Consider the following 21,580-nt stretch of genomic DNA (forward strand, 5'->3'; position numbering starts at 1 on the left):
CGTACTTGCGTCCCCTGCCGTGTCCTGCTGCCCCGCCTCGCCCTCTGCCTTGCCTTTCCCTGCCGTGGACCGCCCGGCGTGTGCACGCACCATCCTGGCACTGGCATGCCTGGCCGCAGCCCTGCCCGCACTGGCGGAGCAGGACGCTGCACCGGCCGCAGCCACCCTGGGCACGGTCGACATCACCGCCCCGGCACCTGCCACCACCGAAGGCAGTGACCACTACCTGAGCACTGCCCCCAGTGCCACGGCCACCGGGCTGGCACTGCGCAGCCAGGCCACCCCCCAGCCCGTGCAGGTGCTGACCCGCAGCCTGCTCAACGACCAGGACGCGCAGTCGGTGCGGGACCTGGCGGCACTTTCGGCCGGCCTGAGCGCGTCACGCGGGCAACTGTACGCCCGGGGTTTTGCGCTCAGCCACTGGATGGTGGACGGCATGAGCGTCAGCTCCGACAAGAATTTCGATCTGAGCCAGAGCCTGGCCCTGTACGACCGGGTGGAAGTGGTTCAGGGCGCCTCGGGCCTGATGAGTGGCATGGGCACTCCCTCTGCCGCGCTGAATCTGGTACGCAAGCTGCCCACGGCCCAGCCGCGCGTGGAACTGCAGCTGCGTGCCGGCCGCTGGAACCAGCACGAAGCCATGGTCGACGCCTCCGGACCGCTGAATGCCGCCGGCAGCCTGCGTGCCCGTGCGGTGGTGGACGCGAACAACCACCACAGCTACATGGACAGCATGGCCAGCCGCAAGCGCAGCTACTACGGCGTGGTCGAAGCCGACATTGCCGCCCAGACCACGCTGCGCCTGGGGGCCAGCCAGCAGCGCAACATCCACCGCGACTCGCTCAGCGAAATCCCCACCGCCCCCGACGGCAGCGACCTGCACCTGCCCCGCTCCACCTACCTGGGCTACGACTGGGAATACTGGCGACAGCAGACCGACACCGCCTTTGCCCAGCTGGAACATGAATGGGACAGCGGCTGGCGCCTGCGCGCCGACCTGCTGCGACTGCACTCCCAGCTGGAATACCTGGGCACCTACCTGAACGGCGGCACCCCCACGGCCATGCGACAAAGCCTGGGACAGTACAACTCCAGCCAGGAAGAAAACAGCTACGCCGTATCGCTGCGCGGCCCGTGGCGTTTTGCCGGACGCACCCACCAACTGGCGCTGGGCCTGAGCCACCGCCGGGGCGACACCTCCGGCCAGGGCTGGACAGCGCCCAACTGGATCACCGGCTTGAACGTCTACGCCCCCATGGCCAACGTGGCGGCGCCGAATCTGGGCCTGTTGTCGGCCTATGCCTACCGCTACCGCCAGACGCTGGACCCTACGCAGACCGGAGCCTGGCTGGCCACACAGCTGCAGTTGCACGAGCGGCTGCAGCTGACCCTGGGCGGGCGCTGGGACCGCTACCGCCATACCGGGCTGGTGGCCGACAATTTCCGGATGCCATTGCAGCGCACCGACCAGGACCGCCTGCAGCACTTCAGCCGCTACGCCGGTCTGGTGTGGGAGCTGGATGCCCGGCACAGCGCCTACCTGCAGACGTCGGACATCTTCCAGCCCCGCACCGAACGCGACATGACGGGCCAGGTGCTGCCATCGACCACCGGGCGCACCTACGGCGCCGGCCTGCAGGGCCGCTACCTGGACCAGCGCCTGCAGGCTGGCATCCACCTGTTCCAGGCCACCCAGCGCCATGCGCTGGAGCAGGAATACCAGCAAGTCACCTGCCCCAGCTACCCTGGTGTGGCGTGCTTTCGCAGCATCGAGCAGGTGCGCAGCCGCGGCGTGACCCTGCAGCTGCAAGGGCAGGTCACCCCTGCCTGGCAGCTGTCGGCCAGCACCACCCTGGTCAGCAGCCGCCATACCCAGGACCCGCAGAAACAAGGCCAGCGCTACGAGCCGCAACTGCCTCGCCTGCAGTGGCAGCTGAGCACGGTCTACCGCCTGCCGGACAGCGCCTGGCGTGTGGGCGGCAGCCTCTACCGCCAAAGCAGCACCGCAAACGCGGGTCTGGACACCCTGAGCGGCTACCAGTACCGCATCCGCCAGCCCTCCTACACCCTGGTGGGGCTGATGGCGGCACGCCAGATCACGCCACACTGGCAGCTGCAGCTGAACGTGCACAATCTGCTGGACAAGCGCTATTACCGCAGCATCGAAGCGCCCATGTTCACCGCCTATGGACCGCCGCGCAGCTGGCAGGCCACGCTGCGCTACCGGTATTGAGCACCCGGCACCGCCCTGCAATTACCTATGTTTCGGGATTGGCAACATCGGCTCCAGCAGCGATAGTGCGCGCAACGCGCCCTGCACGCACTCTTTGAACACCATGTCCGCCATTCCACCCGCCACACCCGCCCCTTTGCCAACCCCTGTGCTGGTGGTGGAAGACGACGCCCTGATCCAGCAACGGCTGCGACAGATCCTGGGCAGCCTGGGCTACCAGCCTGACATGCTGCACTTCGCCTGTGCCCTGGGCCCGGCGCGCCAGCTGGCAGCGCAGCAGCACTTTGCCCTCGCGTTGGTCGATCTGGGTCTGCCGGACGGCAATGGCACGGAACTGATTGGCGAGCTGCGCAGCAGCGACCCTGTCATGGGCATTCTGGTGATCTCCGCCTGGAGCACCAAGGAAGCCATCCTGAACGCCCTGCGCGCCGGTGCCACCGGCTATGTGCTCAAGGAACGCGACGACCTGGAAGTCACCCTCTCCATCCGCAGCGTGCTGCGCGGTGGCGCGCCCATCGACCCGTTTATCGCGCGCCGCGTCATCACCGAATTCCAGCAACAGCAAGCACCGGCCGAGCCCCCAGCCGCCGCGGACTCCGATGCCGTGCTGAGCACACGCGAGATCGACATCCTCAACCAGGTGGCCAGCGGCCTGACCCACCGTGAGATTGCCGAGCGCATGTTCATCTCGCGCCACACCGTGGAAGCCCATGTACGCAACATCTACCGCAAACTGGCAGTCAGCTCGCGCATGCGTGCCGTAAGCGAAGCCCGCGCACGGGGACTGCTGACGCGATGACAGGTTTCGGCGGGCACTGCCTGGCGCGCAGCTCCTGGTGGCTGTGCAGTCTGCTGCTTGCCTGGCTGTGTTGGCTGCCGGCGGCCCATGCCAGTGCCGCCGCCATGGCATGCAACGCCCGGGTCGACAGCATCATGGCAGCCCGTGCGGATACCGATGCCACCCGCCCCCCCAGCCAGGGCTGGGAAACCGTCACCTTGCCGGACAACTGGTCGCGCCGCTGGCCCGGCCACAGCAGCCCGGTCTGGTACCGCATCACCTGGCGCTCGGACTGCCCCTCAACCGAGCCCATTGCCATGATCGTGGATTCCATCAACATGGCCGGCGAGGTCTACAGCAACCAGGATCTGATCTGGCGCGACCACCATCTGCAGGAGCCGCTATCCCGCTCCTGGACCACTGCCCGTACCTGGGTACTGCCCCAATCCTCCCTGCAGCCCCAGGGAAGCAACACCATCTGGGTCCGCGTGGTCGGAGTGCCGGAGCTCAGCCCTGGCCTGGGCGTGGTGGACGTGGGCTCCCCCGACGCCATGCTCGCCAGCCAGCGCCACCATGAATGGAACACCCGCACCCTGTTCCAGCTGAACCTCACCCTGTCCGCCACCCTGGGCATCATGGCGCTGGTGGTGTGGCTGCCGCGGCGCAAGCAAGCTCTGCTGGGCTGGTATGCGCTGGTGTCGCTGTGCTGGGTGCTGTTCGGCAGCAATGTGCTGCTGACCGAGACCTGGCCTTTTCCAGACAGCCTGACCATGGCCCGGGCCAACCACCTGGCCTATATCGGTTTCATTGCCAGCTTCGCGGTGTTCTGCTGGCAGCTGATTGCCAGCCCTTTGTCACGGGTCCAGCTGCAACGCCTGGGCGCGCTGACCCTGGTGGCCTTCGCCGTGGTGGTGGCCAGCCCGGGGTGGTTTCCCATGCAGCGTGCTGCCGATCTCTACACCCTGATCTTCCTGGGCAATACCGTGCTGGTGATCCGCCATGCGTGGCGCACAGGGGAGTTGCAGCACCGGTTCGTGGCCGTCTATCTGCTGCTGATGGTCTCGATGGGCGTGCGCGATCTGCTGGTGGTAGTGGAAATCTGGCCCAGCCGCGATTTCTACAGCGCCTACACCGCCCTGCTGTTCATGCTGCTGTCGGCGGTGCTGATGCGCCGGCGCATTCTGCAGGATGCGCAACGCATCGAGCGCTTCAACCAGGAGCTGAGCGAGACCGTGGCCCGTGCCTGCGACGAGCTGAACACCACACTCTCCCAGGAACATGCGCTGGCACTGGCCAACGCCCATCTGCAGGAACGCCTGCAGCTGGCACAGGACCTGCACGATGGACTGGGCGGGCAGATCGTGCGCTCCATCATGCTGGTGGAGCAAAGCGATGCGCCGCCGTCCAAGGAGCGCTATCTGTCCATGCTCAAGCTGCTGCGCGATGACCTGCGCCAGGTGGTGGACAGCGATGGCAGCATCGGTGCCAACGCACCGACCACGCCCGAGGAATGGACCATTCCGCTGCGCTACCGCTTTGCCACCCTGTTCGACGATCTGGACATGCATTCCGAATGGCTGGCGCCGCCAGTATGGGATACCCCGCCCAGCGCCCTGCAGTGCATGCTGCTGGCCCGGGTGGCCGAGGAAGCGCTGACGAATATCGTCAAACACAGCCAGGCGCGCATGGTGCGGGTCAACCTGCGGTATCCGGATGCGACCCAACTGGTGCTGTGCATCGAGGATGACGGCATCGGTTTTGATGCCCCGACCGCACTGCGCGCCGGCCTGGGCATCGGCATGTCCAGCATGCGGGCGCGCATGGAGCGCATGGGGGGCGCACTGCATGTCCGCTCCCGCCCCGGCAACACCGTGATCGAAGCCTGCCTGCCGCTGGCGGAGCAGGGCGCTGCAGCATCTCTGCCCGTGCCCCGTACATCGGCGCCCTTGCCCATACCGCAAGTGCCAACGCCGTGAAGTACGGCTAACCGCGCTGGAAGCCGCCAGCGTTCAGGCGCAGGCCATCAGCACTCTGGACAACGCCAACTCAGGCTGCATTTTCCGCAGCAACGGCAGCCACCGATGCGGCCTGCGCGACCGGGTGTTGCGGCAGCTTGAAGCGGCTCTGCGCCAATGCCTCCAGCCCGAACTCGGCCAGCAGCTGTTGCAGGCGCTCGGCCGCCGCGCGTTTCTTGTGGCCGGTGTAGCGGGCCACGATCAGCTCGTTCTTCATGCTGTGCTCCCAGCCTACCAGCTCGGTCACCGTCACCTGGTAGCCACTGGCTTCCAGGTACAGGCAGCGCAGCACATTGGTGACCTGGCTGCCGATCTCGCGCGTGTGGATGGGGTGGCGCCACAGTTCGGCCAACGGCGTGCGTGCCAGGCTCAATGCCTTGGTCTGGCGCAGGCAGGCCGCGACTTCGGCCTGGCAGCAGGGCACCAGCACCATGGCCTTGGCCTTTTTCTCCAGGCCGAAGGCAATGGCATCGTCGGTGGCGGTGTCGCAGGCATGCAGGGCCGTGACCACGTCAAAGCGCTCGGGCATGAAGTCGGCCTGGGTGGATTCGGCCACCGACATGTTCAGAAACTCCATGCGCTCGAAGCCCAGATCGGCCGCCAGCTTCTGTGACGCCTCGACCAGCGGTGCGCGGGTCTCGATGCCGTAGATGCGGCCCTGGCCCTGGGCCTTGAAGTAGAGGTCGTACAGGATGAAGCCGAGATACGACTTGCCCGCGCCATGGTCCGCCAGCGTCACGGCGTGATCGTCTGCGCCCAGCTCCTTGAGGAGGGGCTCGATGAACTGGTACAGGTGGTAGACCTGCTTGAGCTTGCGGCGCGAATCCTGGTTGAGCTTGCCGTCGCGCGTGAGGATGTGCAAGGCCTTGAGCAAGGCGATGCTCTGGCCGGGTTTCAGCTCCAGCTGGGCCGCAATGTCCTGGGCCGCCGGCTTGGCCGAGGGGGCGGTGTTCGCGGCGCCCTGGCCTTTCTTGTCGTGCCTGGCCATCAGTTGCCTGCCTTCTGGGGTTCGCCGTGGCCGGCCACCGGGCAGCGTGCGCCCACGTCCAGATCCAGCCAGCCTTCCAGGCCGATGTCTTCCAGCACTTCCATGTTGCGCTCGAAAATCATCTCGGCCTCGGGGAAGGCCTCCACGGCCTTGTCGATGCTCTCCTCACGGATCAGGTGCAGCGTGGGATAGGGTGAACGGTTGGTGCAGTTGGTCACATCGTCCACATCCGTGCCTTCGAACTGAAAGCGCGGATGGAACGAGGCCACTTGCAAAATGCCCCCCAGATCCAGTTCTTCCACCATGGCATCGGCGATTTCCAGGAAGTCGTTGAAGTCCAGGAAATCCTGCAGCGCCTCGGGCAGCATCAGGAGCGTGGTATCGCGCTTTTCGGGGTTGGTCTCGGCCAGGGCTTCCAGCTCGCGGTGCAGGTCATTGGCCACACCTTCGGCATCGGTGGCCTGGCTGACGACGTAGTGGATCTGGCCCTTCACATGCACGCCCTTGGCAAAGGGACACAGGTTCAGGCCGATCACGGCCCGCTCCAGCCAGCGCACGGTGTCGGCGATCACCATGTCTTCGGGAAAGGATGGCTGGTCTGCGTCGGTCTGGATGGTGGTATCGGTCATGTGGGCCCCAAAAAGCAAATGGGGGCGCAACGCCCCCTCTCTCTCATCGATTCTGTGGCGCGAATTCTATCGGGCTGCCGCTCTTGCGTGCACGGTGCGGACTTTGCGCTGACGCAAAGCCCGAGCACACCGGTATACGGCACCCGGTTCGGCTGCCTGATTCTGGTGGCAGCAGCGTATCTGTGACTCCTCCGGCTGCAAGCGTAACGCTTTGCAGCGTTTCAGACCAGCAGGCGTTTTCCGGTCAGCCGTTCGTGCTGGTGGGCGGCATAGCGGTCGGTCATGCCCGCCACGAAATCCGCCACAGCACGGGCACGCCCGGCTTCACTTGCAGCAGCCTGGGCCTTGGTGGCATGGCGCGGCTTCATTTCCTGCGGGCGGGCCAGGTAGAGGGAGAACAGGTCCTGGACCACCGTCTGCGCATGGTCCATGGTCTGTGTGACTTCGGCATGACGGTAGAGGTTGCGGAACAGAAACTGTTTCAGCGCGTGGCTTTCCCTGGCCATGTCCACGCTGAAGGCCACCAGTTTTTCCGGATGGGCGCGCACCGCAGCCACACTGCCTACCCCCGCCGCGGCAATCCGCTGCCGGGTGGTGGCAATCACGTCATACACTTGGTCGCTGAGCATGCGACGGATGGTTTCGTACAGCAGGCGGCGCTGGTGCTCGGCCTGGGCCAGCTGCGGGTGCTGGGCCAACGCCTGGGCATGGTAGCGGGCCACCAGAGGGACCGTCAGCAGTTGCTCCCAGGTGATGTAGCCGGAACGCAGACCGTCGTCCACATCGTGTGCGTTGTAGGCAATGGCATCGGCCAGATTGCACAGCTGGGCCTCCAGCGAAGGCTGGCCACCCTGCAGAAAGCGCGCCGCCACGCCACCCGGCTCCTGTGCCTCCAGCTTCTGGGCATTGGCCTGTGAACAGTGCTTGAGGATGCCTTCGCGGGCCTCGAAGGTCAGGTTCAGCCCGTCGAAGTCGGGATAGCGCTCCTCGAGCTGGTCCACTACGCGCAGGCTCTGCAGATTGTGCTCAAAGCCGCCCCAGGGCCGCATGCAGGCGTTGAGCATGTCCTGGCCGGCATGGCCGAAGGGAGTGTGGCCCAGGTCATGGGCCAGACAGATGGCCTCCACCAGGTCTTCATTCAGGCCCAGCGGACGGGCGATGGAGCGGCCCAGCTGCGCCACCTCCAGCGAATGGGTAAGCCGCGTGCGGAACAGATCCCCTTCGTGGTTCAGAAACACCTGGGTCTTGTAGACCAGGCGGCGAAAGGCACTAGAGTGGACGATGCGATCCCGGTCACGCTGGTGGTCGCTGCGCGTGGGCGCCGCCACCTCCGCAAAACGCCTGCCCCGTGTATGAGCCGGGTCGCATGCCCAAGGGGCCAGTGCCTGCATCGCCATCCACCACTCCTCTGTTCAGAGACATCACAGCCGCTCACGGCACTGCCAGCCGCCGCGCAGCCCCCTCCCCCGCCAGCGTGTCAGGCGGGTGCGCAGCACCGGTCAATGACCTGGCGCACCAGGGCATCTGGTGCGCCGCGCATGGTGGCTTTGCCCGGGCCGTCGATCAGCACAAAGCGGATCTCGCCCGCCTCGGCCTTTTTGTCCACCCGCATATGTTCCAGGTAGGCGCCGGCGTTATCCTGCGCGTCCAGCACGGCACCCCGCGTGGGCAGGCCGGCGCGTTCGATCAAGCGGGTCAGGCGTGCCACAAAGGCCGCGTCCACCATACCCAGTTCCTGCGACAGCTGGGCCGCCATCACCATGCCGGCCCCCACGCCTTCGCCGTGCAGCCAGTTGCCGTAGCCCATGCCCGCTTCGATGGCGTGGCCAAAGGTGTGGCCAAAATTCAGCACCGCGCGCAGACCGGCTTCCTTCTCGTCCTGGCTGACCACCCAGGCCTTGATCTCCACGCTGCGCTTGACGGCGTGGGCCATGGCCGCGCGGTCACCGGCACGCAGACGGTCAATGTTCGACTCCAGCCACTCGAAGAACGCCATATCGGCAATCGGGCCGTACTTGATGACTTCGGCCAGCCCGGCCGACAGCTCGCGCGCAGGCAGGCTGTCGAGCGAAGCCAGATCGCACACCACCAGCTGCGGCTGGTAGAAAGCGCCGACCATGTTCTTGCCCAGCGGGTGGTTGATGGCGGTTTTGCCGCCCACGCTGGAATCCACCTGCGACAGCAACGTGGTGGGCAGCTGCACAAAGGGCACGCCGCGCATATAGCTGGCGGCGGCAAAACCCGTCATGTCGCCAATCACACCGCCCCCCAGCGCAAACAGCACGGTCTTGCGGTCGCAGCCATGCTGCAGCAGGGCGTCAAAAACCAGATTCAGCGTCTGCCAGTCCTTGTAGGCCTCGCCATCCGGCAGTTCCACCACATGCACCTGCGGGTAGCGCCCCGCCAGCGCGACACGCACCTGCTGCAGGTACAGCGGCGCCACGGTGGTGTTGGTCACGATCAGCGCACTGGCCGCCTTGGGCAAAGCGGCATAGGTGGCGGCATCGCCCAACAGACCGGCGGCAATGCGGATCGGGTAGCTGCGCTCTCCCAGATCAATGTGCACGGTGGCCTGGTCGGCCGTGGCAGAGGCGAAAGGGACAAGCGGGGCAGCGGAGGTCATGCGGGCAGGAAGTCAGAAATCGGGAAAGGTCTGCGCCCAAGTGTAGGGCAGCCGGCAGGCCAAGGCATCGCGGACCGGGTGGTACACCCACGGCAGAGGCGATGGCCTCTTGCGGACATGAAAAAACCCGCAGGCCTTGCGGCGTGCGGGTTGTGTCGGTCTGGGACGGGCAGGGCCTGCGCCCCACCCTTGTCACAGCGGTCAACAGGCAATTACATGCCCATGCCACCCATGCCGCCCATGCCGCCCATGCCACCCATGTCGGGAGCACCAGCGCCTTCGGCCTTGGGGGCGTCAGCGATCATGCACTCGGTGGTCAGCAGCAGCGAAGCCACGGAAGCAGCGTTTTGCAGCGCGGTACGGGTCACCTTGGTGGGATCCAGGATACCCATTTCCAGCATGTCGCCGTAGGTGTCGTTGGCAGCGTTGAAACCGAAGTTGCCTTGGCCCTTCAGCACCGAGTCCACCACCACCGAGGGTTCGCCACCGGCGTTGGACACGATTTCGCGCAGAGGGGCTTCCACGGCCTTCAGCACCAGCTTGATACCGGCGTCTTGCTCGGCATTGCCGGTGGACAGAGCGCCCACGGCTTGCTTGGCGCGCAGCAGGGCCACGCCACCACCAGCCACGATGCCTTCTTCCACAGCAGCGCGGGTGGCGTGCAGGGCGTCTTCCACGCGGGCCTTCTTTTCCTTCATTTCGACTTCGGTGGCAGCGCCGACCTTGATCACGGCCACGCCGCCGGCCAGCTTGGCCACGCGTTCTTGCAGCTTTTCACGGTCGTAGTCGCTGGTCGCTTCTTCGATCTGCAGGCGGATTTGCTTGACGCGGGCTTCGATTTCAGCAGCTTGGCCAGCACCATCGATGATGGTGGTGTTTTCCTTGCCGATTTCGACGCGTTGGGCTTGGCCCAGGTCTTCCAGGGTCACCTTGTCCAGGGTCAGGCCGACTTCCTCGGCGATCACCTTGCCGCCCGTCAGGATGGCGATGTCTTCCAGCATGGCCTTGCGACGGTCGCCGAAGCCAGGAGCCTTGACAGCCACGACCTTCAGGATGCCGCGGATGGTGTTCACCACCAGGGTCGCCAGGGCTTCGCCTTCGACGTCTTCGGCAATGATCAGCAGGGGACGGCCAGCCTTGGCAACTTGCTCCAGGGTGGGCAGCAGGTCACGGATGTTGCTGATCTTCTTGTCGAACAGCAGCACGAAGGGGTTGTCCAGAATCGCGGCTTGCTTTTCGGGGTTGTTGATGAAGTAGGGCGACAGGTAGCCGCGGTCGAATTGCATGCCTTCCACGACATCCAGTTCGTTGGCCAGGGACTTGCCTTCTTCCACGGTGATCACGCCTTCCTTGCCGACCTTGTCCATGGCTTGGGCAATGATTTCGCCCACGTCGGAGTCGGAGTTGGCGGAAATGGTGCCGACTTGGGCGATTTCCTTGGAAGTGGTGGTGGCCTTGGATTGCTTCTTCAGCTCTTCCACCAGGGCGGCGACAGCCTTGTCGATACCGCGCTTCAGGTCCATGGGGTTCAGACCGGCGGCCACGTACTTGGAGCCTTCACGCACGATGGCCTGGGCCAGCACGGTGGCGGTGGTGGTGCCGTCACCGGCGATGTCGTTGGTCTTGGAAGCCACTTCCTTCACGAGCTGGGCGCCCATGTTCTGCAGCTTGTCCTTCAGTTCGATTTCCTTGGCCACGGACACGCCGTCCTTGGTCACGGTGGGGGCGCCGAAGGAGCGCTCTAGCACCACATTGCGGCCCTTGGGGCCCAGGGTCACTTTGACGGCATTGGCCAGAATGTTCACGCCTTCGACCATGCGTGCACGTGCTTCACCACCGAAAACTACGTCTTTTGCTGCCATGTTTGGCTCCTACAAATGGGTTCAATTTGGCTGTTTCAGCCCATCCAATGTGCTGAAACCGCTATGAATTTGAAAGTTTGGATGCTGGGGGCTGGTGTCTTGGCTTCGGGCCTGTGCCCTTTACCTTACGGAGCAAGGGGCCTGCGACACCGGTAAATCACTGCGTGATTTACTGCTCAACGACTGCGAACAGATCGTCTTCCTTCATCACCAGCAGCTCATTGCCGTCAACCTTGACGGTCTGGCCGGAGTACTTGCCAAACAGCACGCGGTCACCGACCTTCACGTTCAGAGCGATTTGTTCGCCCTTGTCGTTGCGCTTGCCAGGGCCCACTGCCAGCACTTCGCCTTGGTCAGGCTTTTCGGCGGCGTTGTCAGGGATATAAATGCCCGAAGCCGTCTTGGTTTCGTTCTCAAGGCGCTTGACGATCACGCGGTCGTGCAGAGGACGCAGGTTCATTCACTTCTCCTAGAAATCAACAAAGTGGATTTATCCGTTCCACGCTGCGCTAGGTCAGCGTGGCTAAACAGGCGAGGGACCGTGCTTGTTAGCACTCAACCCCTACGAGTGCTAATAATAAGGCGAAATCGCCAGCTTTCAAGTGCCAAGGTTGCTCGAAAAGCAGGGTTACTGTGGAACGCTGCTGCGGCAGAACGTCATTTGACTTTCTTTCCGGTGTCCCTCGACTTTCGCTTTGCACCACCCTGCCCGGGGCCTGGGCAAGGCCTTCCAACCTCTGAATATGTGCTTCGGCGTCAGCGCCAGCAACTGCTGCAGCAGCCTGACCACCGATCCAGACACCGTGCGCTGTTCTACCGTCTGGTGACGGCGCAAGCCAGTCGTTACTTGGTAACGCATGCCCGTGTGCCCGCTCTCTCTTCCGCCCATCGCCCACAGTGCTGCGTGTCCTGGATCCAGACAGTACCGTGCGACCCAGGCCATGGCTTTGGCGGGCGGCGCCGCCCGCCTCTACGCCCAAGATGCCGCCCAAACCTAAGCGATCCATTTAAAACAAACACTTAGGCGCAACGCAAAACGACTGTCCCGTGGTGTCCCGTACCGCCAAGGCACTCTCGCTGGCGTGGCACGTCACTTTGCTTGCGATATTTCTGCAGGCTCACGCCCTGTGTGGAGCAGGGTTGGTGAAGCAGCTCCGCTCAGGCCGCCACCGGCTCGAAGGTCTTGCCGCAAGGATCGATGCGGATGCCCGGCTTGAGCTTGGACCAGGGCAGGTTTTCCAGCACCATAGGCATCGATCCAGGCGCGGTTGCCACAATGATTTCGCGCGCGATCGGCGTGTAGTCGGCGCGAAAATGGACCGCACTTTTCACCACAAGAATGTCCTGAGCAGTGGGCTCAATGCCAACCACACGGAACATGGCCTGGTCGGCCATCTGCACCTTTTGCGATGCGACGACGATGCGCACCCCATCAATGCGCAGGCACGCACAGGCTCCCAGATCCAGCTTGAAGCCCCGGTAGTACGGGCCCGTCGCATCGACCTTGCCGTCGGAGGTTTTCTCGACCAGGAATTCGGCTTCGAACGGCACATCGCCTCGCACACCCGACTTTCCTCCCAACGACAGGCGCACACGTGCGCCTTCGCCGACCTCATGTGCCTTGGCCGCAGAAGCCGCATCGACGATCAGTCCAATCGCCGCGTTCTGCGCCTTGCTCGCCACCAGTGCGTGCAGCATGCCGGTGGAGTCAGAGTTGCTGCCTGCACCGGGATTGTCCTGCGCGTCGGCGATGATGGTGGGCTTGCCACTGCCTGCATGCGCCATGGCGTAGTGCACGGCTTCTGCCGGTGCATAGAGCTTGCCCGCAAAGTGCGACTCTGCCGCGAGTGCGGCCTGCGCAAGCGGTGCCAGCAGTGCGTCAGCATGTGCCTGTGTGTCTGCATAGGCCCAGAGCACGGGAGAGCACTCTTCAAAGTCAGCGGCCGGAAAACCGGTGGCAAATGAGATGTGCGTGTCGGGGGTCTCGCCTGCCTCCAACTGCTGATACAGCGTTTTCGCCGGTTCGATGTCCGTGCACTGCCAGCAGATGGGCACCAGATAGGGCAGACGCTGCACTGCCATGGCGGGGCGCTTGCCCGTCTGCAGGCGGCGCAGGAGCTGGCTGTATGCGCGCACGCCCGTTTCGGCCATGTCCACATGCGGATAGGTGCGGTAAGCCACCAGCATGTCTGCCTCGCTCAGCATGCGCGTCGTGACGTTAGCATGCAGATCCAGGGTCGCGATCACGGGCACCCCACTGCCGACCAGGGCGCGCACGCGACGCAGCAACTCGCCTTCGCCATCATCAAAATGCTGCGCCACCATGGCGCCATGCAAATCGAGGTAGACGGCATCCACCGGCAATGCTTGCTGGATGCCATCGAGGATCAGGGCGGCGATGCGCTCGTAGGTTTCCCGCTCCACATGCGCCGAAGGGCTTGCCGCACACCAGGTGGTGGGCACCACTTCGTCGCCAGCATCAAGTGCCGCCTGCACAAAGCCCGCCGCCGGAATGTTGGAGCCACGGATCGTAGGCCACAGCTTCTCGCCCGAAACCAGACCCGGCCAGCCACCGCCAGCCTGGAATGCAGCCCAGTCCGCCAGATCGGGCGCGAACGTATTGGTCTCATGCTGAAACCCGCCATACACAATTTTGGCCATTTCTATCTCTCTCTGTTGAATGGGTGCCCCCGGACTGGGGGCAGCGAAGGGAATCAGGACCGATCAGGCCGCAAGTGCCTGGGTTACCGGACGAAAGTTCTGGAAGTCCCAGTGGCGTCCCGGCGCCGCATCGATCAGCGCCTGCGTGTAGGCCTGCTGCGGCGCGCCCAGCACCTGCTGCACCGTGCCGGCCTCCACCACCTGGCCGCTCTTCATGACCATGATGCTGTCGCAGATCTGCGCGGCCACGCGCAGGTCGTGGGTGATGAACAGCACGCCAATGCCCACGCGCTGGCGCACTTCTTCGAGCAGCTCCAGCACCTGCGCCTGCACCGAGACGTCGAGCGCGGAAACGGCCTCGTCCGCCACTAGCACATCGGGCTCCATGACCAGCGCGCGCGCAATGCAGATGCGCTGGCGTTGACCACCCGAGAACTGGTGCGGAAAGCGATCCAGCGCCTGGCGCGGCAGCCCCACCAGATCCATCGCCTCCGTCGCCTTGGCCATGGCCTCGTCGCGCGGCATACCGTAGTTCAGCAGCCCTTCGATGACCGAATCGCCAATGCGGCGGCGCGGATTCAGGCTGCGGTATGGGTCCTGGAAAACGATCTGGATGCGCTTGCGCAGCGGCAACAGCGCGCTGCGGCTCAGGTGGGTGATGTCGTCCTGCTTCAGTCGGATCTCGCCGCCGCTCGGGACGAGCAGTCGCACGATGCAGCGCGCCACGGTTGATTTTCCGGAGCCAGATTCCCCCACGATGCCCAGAATCTCGCCGCGCTTGAGCGTGAGCGACACCTCACTGGCAGCCAGCACCATCTCAGGCTTGTGCAGAAAACCCTTGGACTTCGGATAAGTCTTGTTCAGGCTGCGCACCTGCAGAATCGTCTCGCCCTCAGGCTGCGCACGTGCATGCGGCACCAGACTGGGAACGGAGGACACGAGCATGCGTGTGTACTCCTGCAGCGGGCGGGCCAGGATCTCCTCACGCGTGCCGGACTCCACCACCTTGCCGCGGTTCATCACCAGGATACGATCGGCAATTTCGGCCACCACGCCGAAGTCGTGGGTGATGAAGACCACCGACGTGCCATGTTTTTCCTGCAGCTCACGCATCAGCGAAAGAATCTGCTTTTGCGTGGTCACGTCGAGTGCCGTGGTGGGCTCGTCCGCAATCAGCAGGCGCGGCTTGAGGATCAGCGCCATCGCAATCACGATGCGCTGGCGCTGGCCTCCCGAGAGCTGGTGCGGATACGAGTGGTAGATGCGCTCGATGTCGGGCAGATGCACGGCCTCCAGCATCTGCAGCACCTTGGTGCGGCGTTGTGGGGCCGACAGCGTGGAATGCAACTTCAGCACTTCCTCGATCTGCTTGCCCACGCGGTGCACGGGGTTCAGCGCGGTCATGGGCTCCTGGAAGACCATGGCGAGTTGCGAAGCGCGCAGCGCACGCATCTGCGCGGCGTCCAGGCTCAGTAGGTCTTTGCCGTCCAGCTCGATCACGCCCGAGGACACCTGCAGGCTGTCGGCAGGCAGCAGGCCCATGGTGGCGAGCGAGGTGAGCGATTTTCCCGAGCCCGATTCGCCCACGATGCACAGCGTCTCGCCCGCATGCACTTGCAGGCTCAGGTCGCTGACCAGCGTTTTGCCGTCGCCGCCCTTGAGCTGCACGCACAGATTCCGGATGCTCAGTACAGCGGGATTCGATGGATTGTTTGGTGTCATCACTGGATCCACAAATGAAATAAACGCGGAAAGTGGCGCATCACATGCGCTTGGCCATGCGCGGGTCGAGCGCATCGCGCAGGGCATCGCCCAGCAAATTGACGCTCAGCACCGTCAACGACAACAGCAAACCGGGGTAGAGCACCAGACCAGGCAGGAGCTGGAAGTAGGCGCGCCCCTCAGCCATGATGTTTCCCCACGAGGAAATCTCGGGCGGCACGCCGGCGCCCAGGAAACTCAGGATGGCTTCGGTCAGGATGGCCGAGGCAAAGATGTAGGTGCACTGCACGATCAGCGGAGCCATGGTGTTGGGCACCAGGTGGCGCACCATCAGCGTGGGCAGCGGCGTCCCCAGCGTGAGCGCAGCCTCGACATAAGGCTCGTTGCGCACGCTCAGAATCACACCACGCACCAGCCGCACCACCCGCGGCACCTCGGGAACTGTGATCGCGATGAGCACGGTCAGCAGGCTCGCGCCAGAGATTGACACCAGCGCAATCGCCAGCAGGATGCCCGGGATGGCCATCAGGCCATCCATGACGCGCATGACGATGGCATCGACCCAGCGGAAATATCCCGCGAGCACACCGATGAACAGGCCGATGACAAGGCTGAATGCCGCGACGCCCAACCCTACAACCAGCGACACGCGGGCACCGTAGAGGACGCGGCTGAACACATCGCGGCCATAAGCGTCTGTCCCCAGGAAATGCTCGGCGGAAATCGGGCGCAGGCGCTGCGCGGGGTTGATCTCGGTGGGGTCGCTGCTCGCCAGGAGTGGCGCGGCAATCGCCACGAAGATGACGGCTGTCAGCACGATCAGGGACAGCATCACAGGCCATGTCTTGAGCGTTGCCCACAGATGGGAGCGCTTGGGTGCGGCCACTTCCGTGGCGGCGGAGACCGCGATGGCGGGGGTGCTTGAAGAGAGTTGCGTCATGCTGGACCTCAATAGCGGATTCGCGGATCGAAGATGGTGTAGGACACGTCCACCACCAGATTGATCAGCACGTAGACCAGCGCAAACAACAGGATCAGCGCCTGAATGACCGGGTAATCGCGGGCCAGCACGGCTTCCACCACCAGGCGGCCGAGACCGGGGAGGTTGAACACCGACTCGGTCACCACCACGCCACCGATCAGCATGGCGATGCCTACACCGATGATGGTGACGATGGGCACCGCCGCGTTGCGCAGTGCGTGACCGAGCAACACACCACGCTCGTTGAGACCCTTGGCCCGCGCCGTGCGGATGAAGTCTTCGTTCATCACTTCAATCACGCTGGTGCGTGTGATGCGGGCGATGAGCGCGATATAGACCGAGCTCAACGCCAGCGTTGGCAAGGTGATGGAACGTAGAAAGGGCCACAGGCCTTCCGACAGCGGCTTGTAGCCTTGCACCGGGAACCAGCCAGCCCCCAGGGAAAGCGTGAGGATCAGGACATAGGCCGTGACGAATACGGGGATCGAGAATCCTAGTACCGACAGGGCCATCACCGCGCGGTCCAACAGCTTGCCTTGGCGCCATGCTGCCAGCACCCCCAGCGGAATGGCGACCACAATGGCGACGATGATGGTGCTCAGGCACAGCGCGATGGAGGGGCCCATGCGCTGCACGACCATCTCGAGCACGGGTGTGCCCGATAGCAACGAAGTGCCCAGATCGCCACTGAGCAGTTGTCCGATCCAATGGAGGAACTGTTGGTAGACCGGCTTGTCGAGCCCCAGGTTCTGGCGAATGGCCTCGAGTTGCTCGGGCGTTGCGGAGTCTCCCGCCAGAATCGCCGCAGGATCCCCCGGCGTGAGGCGCAGGATGGCAAAGACGACGGCGGCAACCACCACCATCACTGGCAATGCCGCAGCCATGCGTTTGAGTACAAATGCAATCATGACGAAAGACTCACTTTTTCATGCGGACTGATTACTTCTTCTGGACATTCCAGAAGACCGGAACAGGAGCTTCCAGTGCGCCACTGATGCTGTTGCGATACGCGGCCGGCACGTAGTACTGGCCCATAGGCAGCAGCACGCCTTCGGCAATCACCAGCTTCTGGATCTGGCCGGCCAGTTGCTTGCGCTTGGCTTCCTCGCCAGTACGCGAGAACTCAATGCGCAGGCGCTCGATCTCGGGCACGTCGGGCCAGCCGAACCATGCCCCCTTGCCGTTGGCAGCCACCCCGAAGGCGCGCAGGGGGTCCGACGCTTCGGCCATCACGTTGTTGGTGGCAAAGATATTCCAGCCGCCCTCCTTGGGAAGCGCCTGGTTGGCGCGGCGCGTCACCACGGTCTGCCAGTCCATGGCCTGCATTTCCACCTTGAAACCCGCCGCGCGCAGGGCCTGACCGATCACCACGGGTTGGGTGTTGACCGAAGGCGTGTCGGTGGGCTGCAGGATCACCACTGGTGTACCGTCATAACCGGCTTCCTTCAGCAACTCCTGGGCCTTCTTGGGGTTGGCCTTGATGGTGACATCGGCACCTTCCTGGCTGGCATAGGCCGAGTCGCAGCCAAACAGGGCAGCACAGGGCTTGAAGTACTGCTTGTTGCCGATCATGGCTTGTAGCACCGGCTCCTGGCCCACGGCATACATGGCCGCTTCCCGGATCTTCTTGTTGTTGAACGGCGCATGCACGTGGTTCATGCGCATGACGGTCTGGTAGCCCTGGGGATCCAGCACCTTGATGGCGATGTCCTTGTTGGCACGCACGATCGGCTCAAGGTCGAAAGGCAGCTGCTCCAGATAGTCGATCTCTCCATTGACCAGCGCGTTCACCGAAGTCATCGCATCGGGCGTGGCAATCCACTTCACGCGGTCCACCAGCACCTTCTTGCCACCGGCCAGACCCGATGCCGACTCGGAGCGCGGTACGTAGTCGGTGTTCTTTTCGTAGACCACCTGCACGCCCGGCTTGAACTCGGCGGCTACGAACTTGAACGGGCCCGATCCAATCGCCGTGGTGATGGCCTGTGTGGGAGGTGTCTCAGCGATGCGCTTGGGCATCATGAACGGCGCCACACCGCTGGGCTTGGCCAGGGCGCGCACGGCCAGGTCGCTCGCCTCCTTCATCGTGATGGTGAAGGTCGAGACATCCACCACCTTCATGTCGGCCATCTCCGAGGTCATCAGCTGGCCCATCTTGTCCTGCGTGGCCCAGCGCTTGATGGAGGCAACGCAGTCCTCCGCCGTCACAGCACCACCATCGTGCCACTTCAAGCCGGCGCGCAGCTTGAAGGTATAGGTACGGCCGTCAGCGGAAGCCTTCCAATCCTGAAGCATCTGCGGACGGATCTGGTTGTCCTTGTCCGTGGCCAGCAGCGTGTCGTAGACCATGTAGCCATGGTTGCGCGTGATGTGCGCCGTGGTGATGATCGGGTCCAGCACGCGCAGCGGGGCATGCATCACGGCGTTGACCGTGGTCTTGGCCTGAGCGTGGACGGATCCCACCAGGCCGCACGCGAGCAGCGAGGCTGCCAATGCCGCATGTGTGAAAGAACTCATTGCTTTACTCATCGTCAATCTCCGTGGTTTCCTCAATGGAAATGAAAGGCATGGCACACACGCCGGGTGAATGAAATGAAAAAAGGGAGGGAGGTGGGATGAAGTGCCCTGCGAATGCTTCGCACTAGTTGCCACCCGTGTCGGCCAGTGCGCCAAACAGCCGACCGCTGGCGCGCTCGCCTTCTAGCAGCAGGGCCTCGTATTCGTCGCCTGGCATCAGCGCCCCGCCGGTCGTCCAGACAATGTGATTCGCCCGCAACATCCGTGCCTGCAAGCCCTGCTCCGCGATGTAGCGCCGGCCCGCTTCGGATTGCAGCAGCGCACGCGGCCCGCTGACCGCAGCGGCTGCCGATGGTTCCACCTTGAATCCCGCCAGCGACTGCATGCGCCACACGTCGGCATGCATGCATTCGTCCGACGTGACGGCCACACCGGCGAGGCGCTCCCGCATCAGCGGGTACACCAGCTCCGACGCGCGCGGCACAGCCAAGCCATCGGCAATCGTGCGATTGTGCTGACCCGCGTCGTAGATGCTGATACCTGGCTTGTCCGGGTTCTGCATCTGCACCAGAAAGCACGCCGAGTCCTCAGGCTCCACAAAAAAACAGTGCACCGCTGCGCCAAAAACATGCTTGAGGCCGTAGCACACACCGCCCGGGGCGCCGCCCACTCCGCAGGGGATGTAGACGAACAAGGGGTGCTCCTCGTCCACGGCAATGCCTTGCGCAGCAAACTGAGCCCCCAGGCGCAGCGCCGCCACGGCATAACCGCTGAAGAGCGAGAGCGAATGTTCGTCATCCACGAAGTGGCACATCGGATTGGCCTTCGCCAGCTCACGCCCCTTGGCCACCGCCTCACCGTAGTCGCCCGCATATTCGTGCACCGTCACGCCATGGCTGCGCAGCTTGCGCTTCTTCCAGTCCTTGGCCTCGGCCGACATGTGCACCGTTGCGCGAAAACCCAGCGCAGCCGACATGATGCCGATGCTCATGCCCAGATTTCCCGTGGAGCCGACAGCCACCTCGTAGTGCGAGAACACCTCGCGCGCAGCCGGTGAGCCCAGGTTCTGATAGCCCTGCTCGCCCACCAGCAAGCCGTTGTCGCGAGCCACCTGCTCGGCGAACTCCAGTACTTCATGGAAACCGCCACGGGCCTTCACCGAGCCGGCCACCGCAAGTTGGTGGTCCGCCTTGACCCAGAAGCTGCCTGGCAACGACGGGTCGGCACCGATCACCGCAGACGGCAGCGCGCACAAGGGCGACTCCACGATGCCGCCACTGTGTGCAAGCTCGGGGAACAGCGTGGCGAGCAAGGGTGCGAAGCGCGCCAAGCGCTGCTCCGCCTTTTCAACATCACTGATAATAATGTCAGAGGTTTTGGAAGCAGGTGGCTTCGGTACACATTCCGCATTGATCCACAGCGTGGAGACTTGGCAAAAAAGTTCTTTATCATGCTGCGGCATAGGTGTTTCCCCCATATAAATTCAGCACTTGCAAGCGATCAACACCCAAGCAACAGAAATTGCATTCTGTGGACCATATGCATATGTGACAAGTCAACCTTGTCAATCCATTCATTAGTCTCGCCAATGAACATCAACCACCTATCGCCGTCTCTGCTCACCTGGCTCAGATGCTTCGATGCCGTGGCAAGGAACAACAGCTTCACGCTCGCGGCCAAGGAGCTGCATGTCACGCAGGGCTCGGTCAGCCAGCAAGTGAAGAAGCTGGAGGACTATCTGGGTGTGCAGCTGTTCTACCGAGAGGGAAAATCGCTGTCGCTGACGCGCGAGGGGGCGCGGCTGTCACTGGTCTCCGAGCAATCGTTCGAGACGCTGAACCAGGCTGTGGGCAAATTGCGGCGTGACCAGCGCAGCACCAACGCACCGCTGAACCTGAGTTGTTCGCCTTCCTTCGCGATGCTCTGGCTCACGCCGCGCGTGAGCGATCTGCTGCAGGGCAAGTCGGGCGTCACGGTGCGCATCTATGGCGAATACCACATGCTCGACCGCGTCGGCATGGGGCTGAGCGGCATCCAGGCAGGCATCCGTTTCGACCCCGGGCATTACGTGGACCTGAACGAGGAGATGTTCCTCGACGAATGGATCATCCCCGTCACCACGCCCGAGTTCATGGCCCGCCATCCGGACATCCGCAGCATTGCCGACGTCGCGCCGGCCATGATGCTGCACGATGAAAACCCCTGGCACAGCGCCACGCAGAACGTCGAATGGAACACCTGGCTGGAGGCGATGGACGCACCGCCCAGCAAGCCCGGCGGGGTGTATTTCAACCTCTCGCAGCTGGCCATGGTGGCGGCGCTCACGGGACAAGGTATCGCCATGGGCCGTCTGGCCCTGGTGTATGACGAACTCAAGAGCGGGCGGCTCGTGGCGCCCTTCCCCTGTGCCGTGAAGTCCAAGGCCAGCTACCGTTTCATCAGCGGGCAGAAGTCAACAGACACCAACGAGCATCTGCGCCAATGGCTGCATGCGACCAGCGATCAGTTCAAGCTCGAACGCAACGAGCTGCTCGAGCAAATGGGGATTGAGTGCCGACAGCGCTAGGCTG

Annotated in this window: 16 protein-coding genes; 4 read left to right on the plus strand and 12 right to left on the minus strand. The window is 63.8% G+C overall.

Features of this window, described 5'->3' with window-relative positions; all coding sequences use genetic code 11:
* The first annotated feature begins 49 nt into the window (after nt 1-49).
* The 3 genes from B3349_RS06985 (at nt 50) to B3349_RS06995 (ending at nt 4,987) form a co-directional block, all read left to right on the plus strand.
* Nucleotides 50-2,233, plus strand: a complete 2,184-nt coding sequence (locus tag B3349_RS06985; RefSeq protein WP_291587573.1) for a TonB-dependent siderophore receptor — start codon at nt 50-52, stop codon at nt 2,231-2,233.
* Nucleotides 2,234-2,336: 103 nt separating this feature from the next.
* Nucleotides 2,337-3,032 carry a response regulator transcription factor gene (locus B3349_RS06990; RefSeq protein ID WP_291587575.1) on the plus strand — a complete coding sequence of 232 codons (696 nt, stop codon included), beginning with the start codon at nt 2,337-2,339 and terminating at the stop codon, nt 3,030-3,032.
* Entirely contained in the window at nt 3,029-4,987 is a 1,959-nt protein-coding gene (locus B3349_RS06995) for a sensor histidine kinase (RefSeq protein WP_291587577.1), read from the plus strand. Before B3349_RS06990 ends, B3349_RS06995 begins: the two co-directional genes overlap by 4 nt.
* 70 nt (nt 4,988-5,057) lie before the next feature.
* Here the strand turns inward: B3349_RS06995 and B3349_RS07000 are convergent, their stop codons facing one another.
* From B3349_RS07000 to dsdA, 12 genes are all read right to left on the minus strand, one after another.
* On the minus strand, nt 5,058-6,014 hold the full coding sequence (locus tag B3349_RS07000; RefSeq protein WP_291587579.1) for a class I SAM-dependent methyltransferase: 957 nt from the start codon (nt 6,012-6,014) through the stop codon (nt 5,058-5,060).
* Nucleotides 6,014-6,643, minus strand: coding sequence for a DUF1415 domain-containing protein (locus B3349_RS07005; RefSeq protein ID WP_291587581.1), 630 nt, complete (start codon nt 6,641-6,643; stop codon nt 6,014-6,016). The genes B3349_RS07000 and B3349_RS07005 overlap by 1 nt, the downstream gene beginning before the upstream one ends.
* A gap of 221 nt (nt 6,644-6,864) precedes the next feature.
* Nucleotides 6,865-8,040: a deoxyguanosinetriphosphate triphosphohydrolase gene (locus B3349_RS07010; protein ID WP_291587584.1), complete on the minus strand. Its 1,176-nt coding sequence runs from the start codon at nt 8,038-8,040 to the stop codon at nt 6,865-6,867.
* 80 nt (nt 8,041-8,120) lie between these two features.
* Nucleotides 8,121-9,266: a 3-dehydroquinate synthase gene (aroB, locus tag B3349_RS07015; RefSeq protein ID WP_291587585.1), complete on the minus strand. Its 1,146-nt coding sequence runs from the start codon at nt 9,264-9,266 to the stop codon at nt 8,121-8,123.
* Nucleotides 9,267-9,478: 212 nt separating this feature from the next.
* Nucleotides 9,479-11,128, minus strand: coding sequence for a chaperonin GroEL (groL, locus tag B3349_RS07020; RefSeq protein WP_291587586.1), 1,650 nt, complete (start codon nt 11,126-11,128; stop codon nt 9,479-9,481).
* 169 nt (nt 11,129-11,297) lie between these two features.
* Entirely contained in the window at nt 11,298-11,588 is a 291-nt protein-coding gene (gene groES / locus B3349_RS07025) for a co-chaperone GroES (protein WP_291587588.1), read from the minus strand.
* 698 nt (nt 11,589-12,286) lie between these two features.
* A complete protein-coding gene (locus B3349_RS07030) occupies nt 12,287-13,789 on the minus strand; it encodes a M81 family metallopeptidase (RefSeq protein WP_291587591.1) in 1,503 nt (500 codons plus the stop codon).
* A gap of 63 nt (nt 13,790-13,852) precedes the next feature.
* Complete coding sequence (locus B3349_RS07035; protein ID WP_291587593.1) at nt 13,853-15,511, minus strand: ABC transporter ATP-binding protein; 1,659 nt, start codon at nt 15,509-15,511, stop codon at nt 13,853-13,855.
* A gap of 40 nt (nt 15,512-15,551) precedes the next feature.
* Nucleotides 15,552-16,451, minus strand: a complete 900-nt coding sequence (locus tag B3349_RS07040) for an ABC transporter permease (RefSeq protein ID WP_291587595.1) — start codon at nt 16,449-16,451, stop codon at nt 15,552-15,554.
* 8 nt (nt 16,452-16,459) lie between these two features.
* Nucleotides 16,460-17,401 (minus strand): ABC transporter permease, encoded by a 942-nt coding sequence (locus B3349_RS07045; protein ID WP_291587597.1) that lies wholly within the window; start codon nt 17,399-17,401, stop codon nt 16,460-16,462.
* 31 nt (nt 17,402-17,432) lie between these two features.
* Entirely contained in the window at nt 17,433-19,010 is a 1,578-nt protein-coding gene (locus B3349_RS07050) for an ABC transporter substrate-binding protein (RefSeq protein WP_414646857.1), read from the minus strand.
* A 124-nt stretch (nt 19,011-19,134) separates the two neighbouring features.
* Entirely contained in the window at nt 19,135-20,472 is a 1,338-nt protein-coding gene (gene dsdA, locus B3349_RS07055; protein ID WP_291587599.1) for a D-serine ammonia-lyase, read from the minus strand.
* A 126-nt stretch (nt 20,473-20,598) separates the two neighbouring features.
* Between dsdA and B3349_RS07060 the strand changes: the two genes are divergently transcribed.
* The gene (locus B3349_RS07060; RefSeq protein ID WP_291587600.1) at nt 20,599-21,576 is read left to right on the plus strand and encodes a LysR family transcriptional regulator; all 978 of its coding nucleotides are present in this window, start codon (nt 20,599-20,601) and stop codon (nt 21,574-21,576) included.
* Nucleotides 21,577-21,580 lie beyond the last annotated feature (4 nt).

Source organism: Comamonas sp. UBA7528 (genome assembly GCF_002479375.1).
GTDB lineage: Bacteria > Pseudomonadota > Gammaproteobacteria > Burkholderiales > Burkholderiaceae_C > Comamonas.

Bases quoted from the DNA above. Each gene is read 5' to 3' on its own strand.
- B3349_RS07000 (WP_291587579.1), bottom strand. From the start codon at position 6,014: ATGGCCAGGCACGACAAGAAAGGCCAGGGCGCCGCGAACACCGCCCCC.
- B3349_RS06995 (WP_291587577.1), top strand. From the start codon at position 3,029: ATGACAGGTTTCGGCGGGCACTGCCTGGCGCGCAGCTCCTGGTGGCTG.
- B3349_RS07060 (WP_291587600.1), top strand. From the start codon at position 20,599: ATGAACATCAACCACCTATCGCCGTCTCTGCTCACCTGGCTCAGATGC.
- aroB (WP_291587585.1), bottom strand. From the start codon at position 9,266: ATGACCTCCGCTGCCCCGCTTGTCCCTTTCGCCTCTGCCACGGCCGAC.
- B3349_RS07040 (WP_291587595.1), bottom strand. From the start codon at position 16,451: ATGACGCAACTCTCTTCAAGCACCCCCGCCATCGCGGTCTCCGCCGCC.
- B3349_RS07010 (WP_291587584.1), bottom strand. From the start codon at position 8,040: ATGGCGATGCAGGCACTGGCCCCTTGGGCATGCGACCCGGCTCATACA.
- B3349_RS07035 (WP_291587593.1), bottom strand. From the start codon at position 15,511: ATGACACCAAACAATCCATCGAATCCCGCTGTACTGAGCATCCGGAAT.
- groL (WP_291587586.1), bottom strand. From the start codon at position 11,128: ATGGCAGCAAAAGACGTAGTTTTCGGTGGTGAAGCACGTGCACGCATG.
- B3349_RS06990 (WP_291587575.1), top strand. From the start codon at position 2,337: ATGTCCGCCATTCCACCCGCCACACCCGCCCCTTTGCCAACCCCTGTG.
- dsdA (WP_291587599.1), bottom strand. From the start codon at position 20,472: ATGCCGCAGCATGATAAAGAACTTTTTTGCCAAGTCTCCACGCTGTGG.
- B3349_RS07030 (WP_291587591.1), bottom strand. From the start codon at position 13,789: ATGGCCAAAATTGTGTATGGCGGGTTTCAGCATGAGACCAATACGTTC.
- B3349_RS07045 (WP_291587597.1), bottom strand. From the start codon at position 17,401: ATGATTGCATTTGTACTCAAACGCATGGCTGCGGCATTGCCAGTGATG.
- B3349_RS07005 (WP_291587581.1), bottom strand. From the start codon at position 6,643: ATGACCGATACCACCATCCAGACCGACGCAGACCAGCCATCCTTTCCC.
- B3349_RS07050 (WP_414646857.1), bottom strand. From the start codon at position 19,010: ATGAGTTCTTTCACACATGCGGCATTGGCAGCCTCGCTGCTCGCGTGC.
- groES (WP_291587588.1), bottom strand. From the start codon at position 11,588: ATGAACCTGCGTCCTCTGCACGACCGCGTGATCGTCAAGCGCCTTGAG.